General features: G+C 49.9%; 1 protein-coding gene. It reads right to left on the reverse strand.

Translation table 11 applies throughout. The features are described 5' to 3' along the window. Positions 1 to 16: 16 nt before the first annotated feature. Positions 17 to 1,089, reverse strand: a protein-coding gene (locus C4F37_RS27110) for an IS3-like element IS600 family transposase (RefSeq protein ID WP_087889958.1) whose coding sequence is annotated in 2 segments (ribosomal slippage) — positions 17 to 924 and positions 924 to 1,089 — 1,074 coding nt annotated over the 2 segments. Because the reading frame shifts where the segments join, the coding sequence is not laid out codon by codon here. This gene is flagged as partial in the annotation.

The following is a 1,089-nucleotide window of genomic DNA, read 5'->3' on the forward strand; positions in this document are numbered from 1 at the left end:
ACCATTTGTTCTTTTTTTAAGCAGCCATCTGATGATATTTTTCCCTGAAGGCTGCCGGGGAGATATTCCCCAGACGAGAGTGACGACGCTGACGATTGTAGAAAATCTCAATGTATTCCCGTATTACTGAGATGGCTTCATCCCGGTTATTAAAACGATAGTGGCTCAGGCTCTCATTTTTCAGCGTTCCCCAGAAGCTTTCCATCGGAGCGTTGTCGTAACAGTTACCTTTACGCGACATTGATGTTTTCAGACCAAACTGCTCCTGTATGACCCGGTAATCGTATGCGCAGTACTGTGAACCTCGATCAGAGTGGTGGATTAGCCCGGCAGGTGGGCGCTGGCTCCTGAGCGCCATAAACAGGGCTTTACCTGTCAGCTCTTTTGTCATGCGCTCTCCCATGGCGTAGCCGACAATTTCGCACGTATAAACATCTTTGATGCCAGCGAGGTACAACCATCCCTCCTGTGTGGCAACATACGTCAGGTCCGCCACCCAGACCTGATTTGGTGCTGTAGGAGTGAACGTCTGGTTCAGCAGATTTGGCGCAACTGGCAGATTGTGGTTCGGGTTCGTAGTCGCTCTGAACTTGCGTTTCTGCTTACAGCGTAGCCTTAGCTCCTTACGAAGACGTGCCAGTCGGTCACGACCAACGATGATGCCATTCTCTGCCAGCTCCGTCTGGAGCCGCCGGGTTCCATATGTTTCGCGAGTGCGGATATGTGCCACCTTAATCTCCAGTTTTAGCCGCTCATCACTTTGTTTTCTGTCTGAGGGTTCATGCTGTACCCAGTTGTAATAACCGCTCCTGGATACACCAAATACCTGACACATCGCTTCAATGGGAAATTGTTGTCGCCATTGTTCGATTAACGCGTATTTTTCAGCGACTCCTGTGCAAAATACGCTGTTGCTTTTTTTAATATATCTCGCTCAAGGCGAGCTTCATTTAACGCCTTACGCAGTTGCAGAATTTCAGATTCCAGTTCAGCCACCGTGCGGGAACCAGGAGTACCGAGCCCTTTTCTGGCGGCGGTAACCCATTGTCCTAAAGTGCCTTCAGGAAGAGATAATCGGGAAGCGCCTTC

Origin of the sequence: Escherichia sp. R1 (genome assembly GCF_003000935.1) — a bacterium.
Taxonomy (GTDB): Bacteria; Pseudomonadota; Gammaproteobacteria; order Enterobacterales; family Enterobacteriaceae; genus Escherichia; species Escherichia coli.